The 12,881-nt window shown below is 69.9% G+C and carries 11 protein-coding genes and 1 pseudogene; 6 read left to right on the forward strand and 6 right to left on the reverse strand.

Features of this window, described 5'->3' with window-relative positions:
• Positions 1 to 214 precede the first annotated feature (214 nt).
• The 3 genes and pseudogenes from HNQ01_RS22620 to HNQ01_RS17565 form a co-directional block, all read right to left on the reverse strand.
• A pseudogene (locus tag HNQ01_RS22620) lies at positions 215 to 1,347 on the reverse strand (ISAs1 family transposase).
• Entirely contained in the window at positions 1,335 to 2,540 is a 1,206-nt protein-coding gene (gene mnmA, locus HNQ01_RS17560; protein ID WP_217427600.1) for a tRNA 2-thiouridine(34) synthase MnmA, read from the reverse strand. Before mnmA ends, HNQ01_RS22620 begins: the two are co-directional and overlap by 13 nt.
• Complete coding sequence (locus tag HNQ01_RS17565; RefSeq protein WP_173806739.1) at positions 2,537 to 3,031, reverse strand: NUDIX hydrolase; 495 nt, start codon at positions 3,029 to 3,031, stop codon at positions 2,537 to 2,539. The genes mnmA and HNQ01_RS17565 overlap by 4 nt, the downstream gene beginning before the upstream one ends.
• Positions 3,032 to 3,167: 136 nt before the next feature.
• Between HNQ01_RS17565 and HNQ01_RS17570 the strand changes: the two genes are divergently transcribed.
• From HNQ01_RS17570 to HNQ01_RS17595, 6 genes are all read left to right on the forward strand, one after another.
• On the forward strand, positions 3,168 to 4,298 hold the full coding sequence (locus HNQ01_RS17570) for a Re/Si-specific NAD(P)(+) transhydrogenase subunit alpha (RefSeq protein ID WP_173806741.1): 1,131 nt from the start codon (positions 3,168 to 3,170) through the stop codon (positions 4,296 to 4,298).
• An 11-nt stretch (positions 4,299 to 4,309) separates the two neighbouring features.
• Entirely contained in the window at positions 4,310 to 4,633 is a 324-nt protein-coding gene (locus tag HNQ01_RS17575) for an NAD(P) transhydrogenase subunit alpha part 2 (RefSeq protein WP_173806743.1), read from the forward strand.
• Positions 4,630 to 6,051, forward strand: coding sequence for an NAD(P)(+) transhydrogenase (Re/Si-specific) subunit beta (locus tag HNQ01_RS17580; RefSeq protein WP_173806745.1), 1,422 nt, complete (start codon positions 4,630 to 4,632; stop codon positions 6,049 to 6,051). The genes HNQ01_RS17575 and HNQ01_RS17580 overlap by 4 nt, the downstream gene beginning before the upstream one ends.
• Positions 6,052 to 6,195: 144 nt before the next feature.
• Positions 6,196 to 7,872: a long-chain-fatty-acid--CoA ligase gene (locus HNQ01_RS17585; RefSeq protein ID WP_173806747.1), complete on the forward strand. Its 1,677-nt coding sequence runs from the start codon at positions 6,196 to 6,198 to the stop codon at positions 7,870 to 7,872.
• A gap of 43 nt (positions 7,873 to 7,915) precedes the next feature.
• Positions 7,916 to 8,602: a hypothetical protein gene (locus tag HNQ01_RS17590; RefSeq protein WP_173806748.1), complete on the forward strand. Its 687-nt coding sequence runs from the start codon at positions 7,916 to 7,918 to the stop codon at positions 8,600 to 8,602.
• Positions 8,603 to 8,640: 38 nt separating this feature from the next.
• Positions 8,641 to 9,414, forward strand: a complete 774-nt coding sequence (locus HNQ01_RS17595) for a 5'-methylthioadenosine/adenosylhomocysteine nucleosidase (protein WP_173806749.1) — start codon at positions 8,641 to 8,643, stop codon at positions 9,412 to 9,414.
• Here HNQ01_RS17595 and HNQ01_RS17600 read toward each other — a convergent pair.
• From HNQ01_RS17600 to HNQ01_RS17610, 3 genes are all read right to left on the reverse strand, one after another.
• Positions 9,401 to 10,675: a serine hydrolase domain-containing protein gene (locus HNQ01_RS17600; protein ID WP_173806750.1), complete on the reverse strand. Its 1,275-nt coding sequence runs from the start codon at positions 10,673 to 10,675 to the stop codon at positions 9,401 to 9,403. The genes HNQ01_RS17595 and HNQ01_RS17600 overlap by 14 nt on opposite strands.
• A gap of 50 nt (positions 10,676 to 10,725) precedes the next feature.
• On the reverse strand, positions 10,726 to 12,225 hold the full coding sequence (locus HNQ01_RS17605) for a M20/M25/M40 family metallo-hydrolase (RefSeq protein WP_173806751.1): 1,500 nt from the start codon (positions 12,223 to 12,225) through the stop codon (positions 10,726 to 10,728).
• A gap of 73 nt (positions 12,226 to 12,298) precedes the next feature.
• The gene (locus HNQ01_RS17610; RefSeq protein ID WP_173806752.1) at positions 12,299 to 12,790 is read right to left on the reverse strand and encodes a hypothetical protein; all 492 of its coding nucleotides are present in this window, start codon (positions 12,788 to 12,790) and stop codon (positions 12,299 to 12,301) included.
• Positions 12,791 to 12,881: the final 91 nt, after the last annotated feature.

Consider the following 12,881-nt stretch of genomic DNA (forward strand, 5'->3'; position numbering starts at 1 on the left):
ATGATAGTGCGCATTCGCGTGTGAAAGTAGGTCATCGTCAGGCTTCTATTCCAGCAAACCCCTCTGATCTTCTGGTCAGAGGGGTTTTTGCTTTGGCGCATCGAAACGATGAAACCTTGTCTTGGGGGAATTCCTGGGTGTGGCCGCGATGGCGGCCTCATGCCCGGATGTGATTTGCGGGGGATCAGTCGATCACCGTCGTGATCAGGGCCGTTCACTGCTCCCTGACGTCCGCATAGTTGAGCACGAGGTCAAGGCAAAGAGCGTTGCGGTAGAGGGCCTGGGAGATGTTGGTCTGGCCATTGGCCCGCAGCAGGTTGAGAGCGAGATGGCGCAGTCCTGCAAAGACGCCGGGATTGCGCCGGATGCGGCAGGCATCCTCGGCCAGGGCCGTGTCGAGGACGTGATGGAGCTGGTTCTCGATGGCCCAGTGGCCGCGGATGGCCTGGGCCAGCTCTTCGGCGCTGGCCTGGCGGGTGCACAGGTACAGGGCGGGCTGCTCGGCGCGGGGGACGAAGGTCTTGCGGGCGGGGTCGAAGATCTCGGTGGTGCGCGTGACCTCGATCAGGCACTGGAAGTGATCGTGCCAGGGCTCCAGGCCGCTGCCGGCGGCCAGGGGCCACACGCGCACGCGGCGCTGCTCGATGCGGTTGCGCCGGCCCAGCGTGGCGCCGTAGTGCTCGTCATGGGCAGGACGGCGCCGGACCTGCTCGCGCAGGCGCGCCAGCAGCCGGGGCTGATTGCCCTTGAGCTGGATCAGCGCGCCGCCGCCGAGCCCGACGATGCGCTCGACCGTGTTTTTTGCAAGTGCAGCGCGTCCAGCGTGTACAGGCAGTCGCTCAGCCCCAGCTCGGCGATCAGGCGCTGGGCGGCCGCGATCTCGTGATCCTTGCTGCCGTCCTCGATCAGCACATGCCCGAGCACCACCCGCTCCTGCACCGCCAGCGCGCTGAGCACCTGGGCCGCTCGCCGGTCCTCGAAGCGCGCCAGGCTGCCGCGCAGCGTCTTGCCGTCCAGCGCGATCACCGCCCGGCCCACCGGAGCTGTCGTGTGCTCGACCTGCTCGCTGGCCAGCCGGCGCAGCGCCGCCTCCAGCTCTGCGGCATCGAGCCCCTGCAGGATCTTGCGCAGCCCCGTGTAGGCCGGTGCGCGCTTCCACCGGCTGCCGAACGCCTCGTTGAGAGACTGCCAGTGCGCCTGCAGGAACTGCTCGATCTTGCGATACGACGTCGCCCCGGACGCCACCGCCAGCACGCTGTACAGCAACACGTGCGGCAGGTCGTAGCGCTTGCCCTGCGCTCGGCGCGGATCACTCACCTGCGCCAGGCTTTGTTTCAGCCATGACATCGTCGTCCCGTTCCATCTGCCTCGGTCAGCCGCGCAGTTTGCCGCAGGTCAGTGTTAGCAGTGAACAGCCCTGCCGTCGTGATGATGCCGCCGCCCAGGCATACTTCGCCGTCATAGACGACGGCCGACTGGCCCGGCGTGACCGCCCATTGCGCCTCGTCGAACTGCAGACCGAAGCTACTGTCAGTCGGGTTGCCGGCGTCGATGCGGCAACGGGCATCGGCCTGGCGATAGCGGGTCTTGGCAGCGCAGACGCCCGGCGTTGGCGCCTCGCCGGCCACCCAGCTGATGTCGCCCGCACGCAGCTGATGCGACTGCAGCCACGGGTGGTCATGGCCCTGCACGATCCACAGCGTGTTCTTCTCCATGTCCTTGCGGGCGACGAACCAGGGTTCGTGGTCGCCGCCGCCGCGTGCCGACTTCTTCTCCTTCACGCCGCCGATGCCGATGCCCTTGCGCTGGCCGAGCGTGTAGAAGCTCAGCCCCACATGTTCGCCGAGCACGCGACCGCGGTCGTCCTTGATCGGGCCGGGTTCCTTGCTCAGATAGCGGTTCAGGAAGTCGCGGAACGGGCGCTCGCCGATGAAGCAGATGCCGGTCGAGTCCTTCTTCTTCGCGTTGGGCAGGCCGATCTCCTCGGCGATGCGGCGCACCTCGGTCTTGTGGATCTCGCCGACCGGGAACATCGTCTTCGACAGCTGCGTCTGGTTCAGCCGGTGCAGGAAGTAGCTCTGGTCCTTGGCCGGGTCCAGGCCCTTGAGCAGCTCGAAGCGCTGGCTGGTCGGGTTCTCGCGCACGCGGGCGTAATGGCCGGTGGCGATCTTTTCGGCACCGAGGCGCATCGCGTGGTCGAGGAAGGCCTTGAACTTGATCTCGGCATTGCACAGCACGTCCGGATTGGGCGTGCGGCCCGCCTGGTATTCGCGCAGGAAATCCGCGAAGACGCGGTCCTTGTATTCGGCGGCGAAGTTGACGTGCTCGATCTCGATGCCGATGACGTCGGCGACCGAGGCGGCGTCGAGGAAGTCCTGGCGCGACGAGCAGAACTCGCTGTCGTCGTCGTCCTCCCAGTTCTTCATGAAGATGCCGACGACCTCGTGACCCTGCTGCTTGAGCAGCCAGGCGCTGACGGCCGAGTCGACGCCGCCGCTCAGGCCGACGACGACACGCTGCGGACGCACGTCCGTGCTCATGCCGCACCTCCGGCGCCCAGGGCGTCCTCGGCCCAGACCGCGTCCAGCGGGTGGCTGCGGCCGGCCAGATGGTCCTCGATGCAGCGCAGCAGCATCGGCGAGCGGTGGCGCGCGACGCTGGCGCGGATCTCGTCCGGTGTCATCCAGACGGTGCGCACGATGCCGGCGTCGAGCGCCTGGCCGGGAATCGGCTCGCCGACCTGCCCGCGGTAGGCGAAGCGCAGGTAGGTCACGTCCGCAGCCGGGTCGGCCTCGCGGTGCATGCGGGCCAGATAGACGCCGAGCAGGGTCTCGGGCACGAAGTGGCGCCCGGTCTCCTCGAGCGCCTCGCGCACCACGCCCTGCAGCAGCGACTCTCCGGCCTCGAGATGGCCGGCCGGGTTGTTCAGTTTCAGACCATCGGGTGTCTCTTCCTCGACCAGCAGGAAGCGGCCTTCCTGCTCGATGATGGCCGCGACTGTGACACTGGGTTTCCAACGTTGTTCGCTCATGTCGCGATCCTACCGGCTCGGGCTGTTACCGGGGGGAGGCGGGCCGTGTGACGCGCCATGTCTCCGGGATCACTCGGGGGTGGTCCCATCACGCGATCTGTGTAATCTGACTCGTTCCACAACGAGGAGGGGTGAGATGCTGGTCGGTGTACCGCTGGAGACGGCCGCCGGGGAAACCCGCGTGGCCGTGACGCCCGAGACGGCGAAGAAACTGAAGGCGCAGGGGCACACGGTGCGTGTGCAGTCCGGCGCCGGAGTCCGGGCGAGTGCGCCCGATGCGGCCTACGAGGCCGTCGGCGCCGAGATCACCGATGCGGCAGGCGCCCTCGGCTGTGATCTGGTGCTGAAGGTGCGCACGCCGTCGCCTGCCGAGATCGCGCTGACGAAGCGCGGCGCGGCGCTGGTCGGCATGCTCGACCCGTTCGACCGCAGCGGGCTGGAGCGCCTGGCCGCGGCCGGCCTGACCGCCTTCGCGCTGGAGGCCGCGCCGCGCACCACCCGTGCGCAGAGCATGGACGTGCTCTCGTCCCAGGCCAACATCGCCGGCTACAAGGCGGTGATCATGGCCGCCGACCGCTACCAGAAGTTCTTCCCGATGCTGATGACGGCGGCCGGCACGGTCAAGGCCGCGCGCGTCGTGATCCTGGGCGTCGGCGTGGCGGGCCTGCAGGCCATCGCCACCGCCAAGCGCCTGGGCGCGGTGATCGAGGCCTCCGACGTGCGGCCCTCGGTGAAGGAGCAGGTCGAGTCGCTTGGCGCCAGGTTCATCGACGTGCCCTACGAGACGGCCGAGGAGAAGGAGGCGGCCGAGGGCGTCGGCGGCTACGCCCGGCCGATGCCGCCGAGCTGGCTGGCGCGCCAGAAGGTGGAGGTCGCCAAGCGGGTGGCGCAGGCCGACGTGGTCATCTCCACCGCGCTGATCCCGGGTCGCCCGGCGCCGACGCTCATCACCACGGAGATGGTGCAGGCGATGAAGCCGGGCTCGGTGATCATCGACATCGCCGCCGGCCGCGGCCCCGAGGGCGGCGGCAACTGCCCGCTGACGGTGGCCGGGCAGACGGTGCAGGTCCACGGCGTGACGATCGTCGGCGAGACCAACCTGCCGGCGCTGGTGGCGGCCGATGCCTCGGCGCTGTACGCGCGCAACGTGCTCGACTTCCTCAAGCTGGTGCTGGCGAAGGACGCCACCGCCCTGAACGTCCCGATGGACGACGACATCGTCGTCGCCTGCCTGGTCGCCCGCGACGGCCAGGTCACCCGCAGCTGAAGGAGCAGACCATGGATGTGGTTTCCCACACGATCATCAACCTGATCATCTTCGTGCTGGCCATCTATGTCGGCTACCACGTCGTCTGGACGGTCACGCCGGCGCTGCACACGCCGCTGATGGCGGTGACCAATGCGGTCTCGGCGATCGTCATCGTCGGCGCGATGCTGGCGGCTGCGCTGACCGAGACGACGCTGGGCAAGAGCATGGGCGTGCTGGCGGTGGCTCTGGCCGCGGTGAACGTCTTCGGCGGCTTCCTGGTCACGCGCCGGATGCTGGAAATGTTCAAGAAGAAGGACAGGAAGCCCGCAGCGGCCAAGGGAGAGTCGGCATGAGCATGAATCTCGTCACGCTGCTCTACCTGATCGCCAGCGTCTGCTTCATCCAGGCGCTCAAGGGGCTGAGCCATCCGACCACCTCGATCCGCGGCAACGTCTTCGGCATGACCGGCATGACCATCGCGGTGCTGACCACCGCGGCGCTGATCGTCAAGCTGGCGGGCTCGCCGCTGGGGCTGGGCTATGTGCTGGCCGGGCTGGTCGTCGGCGGCGGCCTGGGCGCCTACATGGCCAACAAGGTCGAGATGACGAAGATGCCCGAGCTGGTCGCCTTCATGCACAGCATGATCGGCCTGGCGGCGGTCTTCATCGCCATCGCCGTTGTCGCCGAGCCCTACGCCTTCGGCATCGCCGCCAAGGGCGAGCTGATCCCGGCGGGCAACCGGCTGGAGCTCTTCCTGGGCGCAGCCATCGGCGCGATCACCTTCTCGGGTTCGGTCATCGCCTTCGGCAAGCTCTCGGGCAAGTACAAGTTCCGCCTGTTCCAGGGCGCGCCGGTGCAGTTCAAGGGCCAGCACATGCTGAACCTGGTGCTCGGCCTGGCCACCGTCGGCCTCGGCCTGGTGTTCATGTTCACCGAGAGCTGGCCGGCCTTCTTCGCGATGCTGGCGCTGGCCTTCGTGATGGGCGTGCTGATCATCATTCCGATCGGCGGCGCGGACATGCCCGTCGTCGTGTCGATGCTCAACAGCTACTCCGGCTGGGCGGCGGCCGGCATCGGCTTCAGCCTGAACAACTCGATGCTGATCATCGCCGGCTCGCTGGTGGGATCCTCGGGCGCCATCCTCTCGTACATCATGTGCAAGGCGATGAACCGCTCGTTCTTCAACGTGATCCTGGGGGGCTTCGGCGGCGAGGCGGCGGCGGCCACCGGCGGCGCGCAGGCGCAGCGCAGCGTCAAGAGCGGCTCGGCCGACGACGCGGCCTTCATTCTCGGCAACGCCGAGACGGTGGTGATCGTGCCCGGCTACGGCCTGGCCGTGGCGCGCGCCCAGCACGCCGTGAAGGAGCTGGCCGAGAAGCTGACCCACAAGGGCATCACGGTGAAGTACGCGATCCACCCGGTAGCCGGGCGCATGCCGGGCCACATGAACGTGCTGCTGGCCGAGGCCGAAGTGCCCTACGACCAGGTCTTCGAGATGGAGGACATCAACGGCGAGTTCGGCCAGGCCGACGTGGCCATCATCCTGGGCGCCAACGACGTGGTGAACCCGGCCGCGCTGCAGAAGGGCAGCCCGATCTACGGCATGCCGATCCTGGAGGCCTACAAGGCCAAGACCATCATCGTCAACAAGCGCTCGATGGCCGCCGGCTACGCCGGCCTGGACAACGAGCTGTTCTACATGGACAAGACCATGATGGTGTTCGGCGACGCGAAGAAGGTCGTCGAGGACATGGTCAAGGCGGTGGAGTGAGGTCCGGTCCGGATCTGATCCTGAACGCCGAATGAATGTGGATTTAACGGGAAATGAGCAACAGAGGTGGCGTCTCTGAATGAATCCCCTGATGTCCGCTGACGGGGCCTCGACCAGAATAGTCCGCAGATTGGAGACATCTGAATGGACAAAGTCTGGTTGAGGCATTACCCCGAGGGGGTGCCGGCCGACGTCGAGCTCGGTCGATACGCCTCGCTGGTTGCCCTGCTCGACGAGAGCTTCGCCGCCTTTCGCGAGCGGGACGCCTACCGCTACATGGGCCAGGTGCTGAGCTACGGCCGCATCGACGAGATGTCGAGGGCCTTCGCGGCCTGGCTGCAGGCCCAGGGCCTGCGCAAGGGCGACCGCGTCGCCGTCATGCTGCCCAACATGCCGCAGTACCCGGTCGCGGTGGCGGGCATCCTGCGCGCCGGTCTGGTGGTGGTGAACGTCAATCCGCTCTACACCCCGCGCGAGCTCGAGCACCAGCTGCGCGATGCCGGCGCGAAGGTGCTGCTGATCCTGGAGAACTTCGCGCACACGCTGCAGCAGGTGCACGGCACGCTGCCGCTCGAGAAGGTGGTGCTGACCTCGATGGGCGAGCTGCTCGGCTTCCCGAAGGGCCCGATCGTCGACTTCGTCGTGCGGCGGGTGAAGAAGCTGGTGCCGGCCTTCGAGCTGCCCGGCGCCGTGCGGTTCCGCGACACGCTCGCGCAGGGGCGCACCCGCGGCTTCCAGCCGGTCGAGGTCGCCGCCGACGACCTGGCGGTGCTGCAGTACACCGGTGGCACGACCGGCGTGGCCAAGGGCGCGATGCTGCTGCACCGCCACCTGGTCGCCAACGTGCTGCAGTGCGATGCCTGGTACCAGCCGGCGCTGAAGAAGATTCCGCCCGGCGAGCAGCTGGTGCAGGTCTGCGCGCTGCCGCTCTATCACATCTTCGGCTTCACCACGAACATGATGCTCGGCTCCCGGGTCGGCGCCTGCAACGTGCTGATTCCCAATCCGCGCGACCTGCCGGCGCTGCTCAAGGAGCTCTCGGGCATCCGCTTCCACACCTTTCCGGCGGTCAACACGCTGTTCAACGCGCTGGCCAGCCATGCGGCCTTCGGCACGGTGGACTGGAGCCACCTGAAGATCTCGGTCGGCGGCGGCATGGCGGTGCAGCAGGCCACCGCGAAGCTGTGGCTGCAGAAGACCGGCTGCGCGATCTGCGAAGGCTACGGCCTGTCGGAGACCTCGCCGACGGTGAGCTGCAATCCGACCGACAGCCAGAGCTTCACCGGCACGATCGGCCTGCCGCTGCCGTCCACCGAGATGTGCCTGCTCGACGACGACGGCCGCGAGGTGCCGCCGGGCACCGCTGGCGAGATCGCGGTGCGCGGTCCGCAGGTCATGGCCGGCTACTGGCAGCGCCCCGACGAGACCGCCAAGGTCATGACCGCCGACGGCTTCTTCCGCACCGGCGACATCGGCATGGTCGACGAGCGCGGCTACTTCCGCATCGTCGACCGCAAGAAGGACATGATCCTGGTGTCGGGCTTCAACGTCTATCCGAACGAGGTCGAGGACGTGCTGACGCAGATGCCCGGCGTGGCCGAATGCGCCGCGGTCGGCGTGGCCGACAGCCGCACCGGCGAGGCGGTCAAGGTGGTCATCGTGCGGCGCGATCCGATGCTGACCGAAGCCGACGTGCGCGCCTACTGCGAGCAGAACATGACCGGCTACAAGCGTCCGCGCATCGTCGAGTTCCGCGACGAGCTGCCGAAGACGCCGGTCGGCAAGGTGCTGCGGCGAGAGCTGCGCGACCGCAGGGCCTGAACGCATGCACGCGCAGGGGCAGCACAGTCGTCAGGCAGGGACCATGGCCGAGTACTACGCCAAGTCGACGCGGGGACGTCAGGTGCTGCGCGACCGGCACTATCCGCTGCCGCGCTCGGCGCGCAACCTGCTGCTGATCCTCGATCCGTCGCAGCCGGTGCGGCACTGGCTGCACATGGTGCGCGGGGCCGGCTGGGCCGAGATCGGCGTGCTCGAGCAGGCTGGCCTGATCGAGCCGGTGGAGGCCGAGGGTCCGGCCGAGACGCGCCCGCTCGCGCTGCCCAGCGAGTTCCACACCGACTTCGGCGCCGACCTGGCCGGGGAGGCGGTGCCGGCGCGTGCGCAGGGCTGGCCCGCGCCGCCGCTTCCGCTCTTCACGCGTGCGCCCGCGCCGGTGCACCGCAATCCGGCGACATCGCCCCCGCCACATCGCGAAGTCGCGCCGGAGCCGGAATCGATCAGCGCCTTCCTGCCGCTGACGACCCAGCCGCGGCTGCACTCCTCGCTCGATTTCTCCGACCTCTACGACAGCCTGACCGCGCTGGCGCGGCAGACGCTGGGCCTGCTGCGCGGCTACCGCTACACGCTGCGCATCGAGAAGGCGCGCGACATCGACGAGCTCGAGCAGGTGGCCAGCGACTTCGTCGCCGAGGTCGAGCGGGTGCGCGGCCGGGTGACGGCGCGCACCGTGGGTCGCGCGCTCGGCCTCGAGGGCTGGTCCGAGACCTGACGCGCCCGGTCCGGGCGGGGCGTTATGCTCCGTGCACCATGACCGATACCGCCGCCCCGATCCGACCGCTGGCCCTCGTCAGCGCGCTGCACCAGGAACTCGCCGCGCTGCTGGCGCGTGGCCGCGAGGCCGACTTCGAGCGTCAGCGCCATGCCGGGCGCGATTTCCTGGTCGGACGGCTGCACGGCGTGCCGGTGGTGCTGGTGCTGTGCGGCGTCGGCAAGGTCGCGGCGGCGACCACCGCGACGCTGCTGGCCGAGCGCTTCGGCGTCGGCGCCCTGGTCTTCACCGGCGTGGCCGGCGGCCTGGGCGAGGGCGTGAAGGTGGGCGACGTGGTGCTGGCCGACACGCTGCTGCAGCACGACATGGATGCCTCGCCGCTGTTCCCGCGCTTCGAGGTGCCGCTGACCGGGCGTTCGCGCTTCCCGGCCGATGTGGCGCTGACCCAGGCGCTGGCCCGGGCCTGCGAAGAGGTGCTGGCGCAGCCGCAGCCCTTCGGCGCGGCCGCCGAGGCGCTCGGCGTGAGCCGCCCGGCCCTGCATCGGGGCCTGATCATCAGCGGCGATCGCTTTGTCGGCGCCGCCGCCGAATGTGCGGCGCTGCGCCAGGCGCTGCCGGATGCGCTGGCCGTCGAGATGGAAGGCGCCGCCCTGGCACAGGCCTGCCATGACCTCGGCCTGCCGTTTGCGGTGCTGCGCACCGTCTCGGACCGCGCCGACGACAGCGCGCATGTCGACTTCATGCGCTTCATCGACGAGGTCGCCTCGCGCGCCAGCGCGGCGATCGTCGACGGCTGGCTCAGCGTGCGCTGAGCGCCTCGACCACCGGCTCGGTGCTGTCCAGGCCGCTGCGCGCGATCCGGCCGAGCAGACCCGGCCACCAGGTGCCGGGCAGGCGGTCGGTGCCCAGCCGCACGACGACGGTGCGCTGCTGGGGCGCGACGTAGATGTACTGGCCGTGCTGGCCCTGGGCGTAGAAGTCGGTGCCGGGCACCAGCGTGGCCGGATCGACGCCCGAGGCCGGATCGGGCGCGGCCTCGAGCCGGCCCTGCGGCATGCGGCGCCACTGGCCGGTGTAGAACACCGCCGACGGTCGGCTCGGATCCTCGATGTTGCGCCGGGCGGCCGCGTCCTTGCCGGGATGCTCCTGCACCGCCAGCAGCGTGTCGATCCAGTCGGACGGGACGACCTGGCGGGTGCCGACGCGTCCACGGTCGAGCATCAGCTGGCCGATGCGGGCGAAGTCGATCGCGCGCGCGTTCAGGCAGCAGAAGGCCTTGGCCTGGCCGAGCACTGCGCTGTCGACGCTCCAGCTCGCCTCCATGCCGGCACCGATCGGCTCCCACAGGCCGTGCGCGAGCAGCTGCGGCAGCCGGCGGCCGGTCGCGCGCTCGATCGCCATGCCCAGCACCTGCGTGTCGCCGCTGCTGTAGCGGTAGCGCTGGTCGGGCGGCTCGGCGATCTTCAGGCCGGCCACCGCGCGGCCGAGATCGTGCGTCAGGTAGAAGACCGCCACGTCCGACCACGGCGAGCCGTACTGCTCCTGGAAGGCGATGCCGCTGCGCATCGCCAGCAGGTCGCGCAGGCGCACCTGCACGAAGCGAGGGTCCTGGGCCTCGAGTTCGGGCAGGTAGCGGGTGACCGGATCGTCGAGGCCATGAATGTGGCCGTCGCGGATCGCCTGGCCAAGCAGCAGCGCGACGACCGACTTGGCCATCGAGAACGAGGTCAGCAGCGTGTCGCGCTGGCGGCCGGCGAAGTACTGCTCGTGCAGGATCCTGCCATCGCGCAGGACGACCAGCGCCACCGTGCCCTGCTGCTCCAGCCAGGGGCCGAGCTCGCCTCCGCCCGGCGCGGCGGGCAGCTTCAGCGCCTCGGTCGCCGCTGGCAGCACCACCGGCTGGCGCGAGGCCGGAATCGGAGCGTTGTCGAAATGCAGGTGGTCGGTGATGGTCGTGCGCTGCTGGCCGATGATCCAGGCCGGCGGCATCAGGCTGCAGCCCGACAGGGCCAGCGGCAGCAGCAGCGCGCCCAGCGCGCGGGACGGAAGAGAGCGGGAAGGTCGGGGGGGCATGGCAGGGACGGCGGACCGCGCAGGGCGGTCCGCACAGAGGCCGTGGAGGCTCAGGGATGGGCGGCGATGACCTGCGCGACCGCGGCGGTCAGCCGGCGCGCGTAGGCCAGGTCGATGAACTCGTTCGGGCCGTGCGCGTTGCTCTTCGGGCCCAGCACGCCGCAGACCATCATCTGCGCCTGCGGGAAGCTCTTCTGCAGCAGGTTCATCAGCGGGATGGTGCCGCCCTGGCCGATGTAGCCCAGCGGCGCGCCGAACTGGTCGTGCGAGGCGCGGTCCATGGCGCGCTCCAGCCACGGCGCCAGCTCGGGCGCGTCCCAGCCGCTGGCGCCCCAGGCGCCGGCGCGGCCGTCGGGCTGGAAGCTCACGCGGGCGCGGTAGGGCGCGTCGGCCTCCAGCAGCGCCTTCAGGTGCTCGGCGGCGGCGTTGGCGTCGACCGTCGGCGGCAGGCGCAGGCTGAGCTTGAAGGCGGTGAAGGGGCGCAGCACGTTGCCCGCGCTGGAGAGCGGCGGCAGGCCCTCGGCGCCGGTCACGCTCAGCGTCGGCCGCCATGTGCGGCCCAGCAGGGCCTCGACCGGATCGTCGGTCATCGGCAGCACCGGCAGGCCCTCGGCGCCGCAGGCCCAGGGCTGGCGCTTCCAGACCTCGTCGCCGAGCACCGCGGCGGTGGCGCGGGCCTGCGCCAGCCGCGCCGCCGGGATCTCGACATGGAAGGCACCGGGCAGCAGCCGGCCGGTGGCGCTGTCCTCCAGCCGGTCGAGCAGGTGGCGCAGGATGCGGAAGCTCGAGGGCACCACGCCGCTGGCGTCGCCCGAATGCACGCCTTCCTCCAGCACCTCCACCTTCAGCGCGCCGCTGACCAGCCCGCGCAGCGAGGTGGTCAGCCAGAGCTGCTCGTAGTTGCCGGCGCCCGAGTCCAGGCAGACCACCAGACTCACCGAGCCGAGCCGCTCGCGCAGCGCGTCGACGTAGAAGGGCAGGTCGTCGGAGCCGCTTTCCTCGCCGGTCTCGATCAGGCCGACGATGCGCGGGTGCGGCACGCCCTGGTCCTTCAGCGCCTCGATCGCGGCGACCGCGGCGTAGACCGCGTAGCCGTCGTCGGCGCCGCCGCGGCCGTAGAGCCGCTCGTCGATGCGCTTCGGGGTCCAGGGACCGAGGTCGGCGCGCCAGCCGGTGAACTCGGGCTGCTTGTCGAGGTGGCCGTACATCAGCACGCTGGGCTGCTGCGCGGTGCCGACCGCCGCCTCGTGGCGGGTCGCGGCGACCTCGAAGAACAGCACCGGCGTGCGGCGCCGGCCGGCGGCGTCGTGCAGTTGCACGATCTCCAGCGTCAGGCCGGGCACATGGCGCTCGCGCACCCAGTCGGCGGCGCGGCGCACCACGGTGTCGAGGTGCCCGTGCGCCGCCCAGTCGGCGTCGAACATCGGGCTCTTGGCCGGAATGGCGATGTAGTCGGTCAGCTCGCGGACGATGTCGCGGTCCCAGGTGGCGGCGACATGCCGCGCCAGCGCGGCCGGGTCGGGACGGATCAGGGTGTCGGGGGCGTTCATGCGGACCTCGTGTCGGGCCAGGGGATGGCCGTCCACCGGTCAGTGTAGCCAGTCCGCGTGAAGTTCCGCCAGTTCAGCCCAGCGCGTCGTCGAGCAGCGCCGGCAGCGCCTCCAGGCCCTCGATCAGCTGTGCAGGCAGCGTGCCGTCGGCCAGCCTCGGCAGCTCGTTGAGCGCATGGAACTGGATGCGCGAGCCGCCGCCGGCCTCGGCGGTGATGCGCATCGTCAGCGGCAGGCTGACGACCTGCTCCGGATCGTCGCTCTGCACGATCGCGGTCTCGTCCTCGGCCAGGCCGAGCACCAGCCATTCGCCCCGGCCCTCGCGGTCGTGCAGCGGAATGCGGGCAAAGACGCTCAGGCCGTGCGATTGCGCATGCGCGCTGAGCCGTTCGATCGCCTCGGTCGGCGAATAGCGGGTGCTGCGGGCCAGGCGGCCGCTGTGCAGCGGGCCGAGGCTGGTGACGGTCAGCGCGACTACCGTCAGCCCGCCGGTGATCCAGCAGCGCCAGAGCGCGGTGCGTCGTCGGTCCTGAGAGAGCCTGTCCAGATCATCGAGTGGATTCATCGGAACTCCTCGCTGGAACGGGTGTGGCGAACGCCACGGATGGAAATCACGAATGTACAGGCCCCGCGGCGTCAGGATCGTGAAAGTCGCG

Origin of the sequence: Sphaerotilus uruguayifluvii, from assembly GCF_013294065.1 — a bacterium.
In the GTDB taxonomy this organism is placed as follows: Bacteria; Pseudomonadota; Gammaproteobacteria; order Burkholderiales; family Burkholderiaceae_C; genus Sphaerotilus; species Sphaerotilus uruguayifluvii.

Excerpts from the sequence above, each read along its gene's own strand:
- HNQ01_RS17600 (WP_173806750.1), bottom strand. The coding sequence starts at position 10,675 with ATGCCCCCCCGACCTTCCCGCTCTCTTCCGTCCCGCGCGCTGGGCGCG.
- HNQ01_RS17610 (WP_173806752.1), bottom strand. The coding sequence starts at position 12,790 with ATGAATCCACTCGATGATCTGGACAGGCTCTCTCAGGACCGACGACGC.
- mnmA (WP_217427600.1), bottom strand. The coding sequence starts at position 2,540 with ATGAGCACGGACGTGCGTCCGCAGCGTGTCGTCGTCGGCCTGAGCGGC.
- HNQ01_RS17565 (WP_173806739.1), bottom strand. The coding sequence starts at position 3,031 with ATGAGCGAACAACGTTGGAAACCCAGTGTCACAGTCGCGGCCATCATC.
- HNQ01_RS17575 (WP_173806743.1), top strand. The coding sequence starts at position 4,310 with ATGGATGTGGTTTCCCACACGATCATCAACCTGATCATCTTCGTGCTG.
- HNQ01_RS17570 (WP_173806741.1), top strand. The coding sequence starts at position 3,168 with ATGCTGGTCGGTGTACCGCTGGAGACGGCCGCCGGGGAAACCCGCGTG.
- HNQ01_RS17605 (WP_173806751.1), bottom strand. The coding sequence starts at position 12,225 with ATGAACGCCCCCGACACCCTGATCCGTCCCGACCCGGCCGCGCTGGCG.
- HNQ01_RS17590 (WP_173806748.1), top strand. The coding sequence starts at position 7,916 with ATGGCCGAGTACTACGCCAAGTCGACGCGGGGACGTCAGGTGCTGCGC.
- HNQ01_RS17580 (WP_173806745.1), top strand. The coding sequence starts at position 4,630 with ATGAGCATGAATCTCGTCACGCTGCTCTACCTGATCGCCAGCGTCTGC.
- HNQ01_RS17595 (WP_173806749.1), top strand. The coding sequence starts at position 8,641 with ATGACCGATACCGCCGCCCCGATCCGACCGCTGGCCCTCGTCAGCGCG.
- HNQ01_RS17585 (WP_173806747.1), top strand. The coding sequence starts at position 6,196 with ATGGACAAAGTCTGGTTGAGGCATTACCCCGAGGGGGTGCCGGCCGAC.